2 pseudogenes are annotated in these 1,772 nt (G+C 56.1%); both read left to right on the forward strand.

Going from position 1 to position 1,772, the window contains the following annotated elements:
• Nucleotides 1-951 (forward strand): annotated as a pseudogene (locus tag ACXJ5O_RS25870) (hypothetical protein); the annotation flags it as partial.
• A gap of 303 nt (nt 952-1,254) precedes the next feature.
• A pseudogene (locus tag ACXJ5O_RS25875) lies at nt 1,255-1,772 on the forward strand (polyphosphate kinase 2); the annotation flags it as partial.

Here is a 1,772-nt window from a genome sequence, read left to right on the forward strand (position 1 = left end):
CGGCTGCTCGATCGAAATAGCGGAGCAGTCGTCTGGACAAATAATTACGACAGCATTGTCCAGKTTCAACACATGCTTCAACTCGAAGCCGACATAGCTCAAGCGGTAGCCACAGCGCTCGCCCAACCCTACGGGATAATTTTCCAGACGGATGCTGCCCGTCTTGCACAGTCGCCCCCCGATGACCTGGAGGCATATAAATGTACATTAGCGTACTACCGCTACCGCTCCAATCTCAACCCACAGATGCATACATCTGTGCAGAGTTGCCTGCAGCGGGCAGTCCAACGTTTCCCCAACTACGCGACAGCCTGGGCCCTGCTTTCATTGACCTATCTCGACGAACTTCGCTTTCGATACCGTCTCAATTCGACGGCCCGGTCACTTGACCTTGCGACCGATGCGGCAAGGCGGGCCGTCGAGCTGGATCCCCAAAACGTTCGCGCACTGCAGGCCGAAATGCTCAGTCACTATTTCCAGGGCGAAATTACGGCGGCATTGGAAGTCGGCGCACAAGCGTATGCACTCAATCCGAATGACACCGAACTGGCGGGTGAGTATGGATTTAGGCTTGCGTTGTCAGGGGAATGGAAACCGGGATGCAAACTGATCGCTTCGGCTGTGTCCCGCAATCCGCAGCCATCAGGGTATTTCGAGTCTGCGCTTGCTGTCTGCGCTTATATCGACAAGGACTACATAACTGCCGAGAGATGGGCGAGKCTGGCAGATGTTCGTGCCAACCCAATTTATCACCTCATATTGACAGCAATTCTCGGGCAGCTCGGCAAAACCGAGGAGGCTCGCAGCGAACGGCAATGGCTCGCGGTCCACGCACCCACCTTCGTTGACAATATCCGTCATGAAGTCGCCGTCCGGGTCATTCGCCGCGAGGATCAGTTGCATTTGCTCGACGGGTTCAAGAAAGCGGGGCTCTCCATCCCCGACGAGTGACCCACTTGGCCGCGCAGCCACACGTACCTTCGTCCTGTACTCTATGTATATTACACGATGATACGGGTTCTCCCCCGCAGTGCAGACTATACTTTTGCTTTGTTGAAACGGTCTTGAGGCGGTCTTGCTGCGAATGAACAATCGGATCAAAAGCGGTTCCTCGGGCACTGATAACGATACTCGCCACAAGCCAGAGGAGCTTGAGGGGATATCCAGCCAGTTGGCTACCGAGTGCCAGATCGGCCGCGATAAGAACGCAAATCCAGACGACGGGAGGATCGTGTGATGAACAATCAAAACAACATGTTGCGTGAAGCGGATCTGGTCCGGCATGTCGAGCACAAGAAGCTCGGCAAGGACCGCTACAACAAGCAGATGAAAAAGCTTCAGATCGAGCTGGCGCATTTGCAGGCGTGGGTGAAGAAATCCGGCGCACGCGTCATCATCCTGTTCGAGGGCCGTGATGCAGCCGGAAAAGGCGGCATGATCAAACGGATCACGGAGCGGGTGAGCCCGCGCGTGTTCCGCGTCGTTGCGCTTCCTTCGCCAAGCGACCGGGAGAAATCGCAGATCTTCATGCAGCGYTACATTCAACATTTTCCCGCTGCGGGCGAGATCGTCATCTTCGACAGGAGTTGGTACAACCGTGCAGGCGTCGAGCGCGTCATGGGTTTCTGCTCGGAAAAGAAAGCCCGACGCTTCCTTGAAATCGCACCGGGCTTTGAGGCAGCGATTGTCGAAAGCGGCATCATGCTGCTCAAGTATTTCCTGACCGTCGGCGAGGAAGAGCAGGAGCGCCGGTTCCGCCGCCGCATGGACGA

The sequence above is a fragment of the Phyllobacterium sp. P5_D12 genome, from assembly GCF_054049495.1.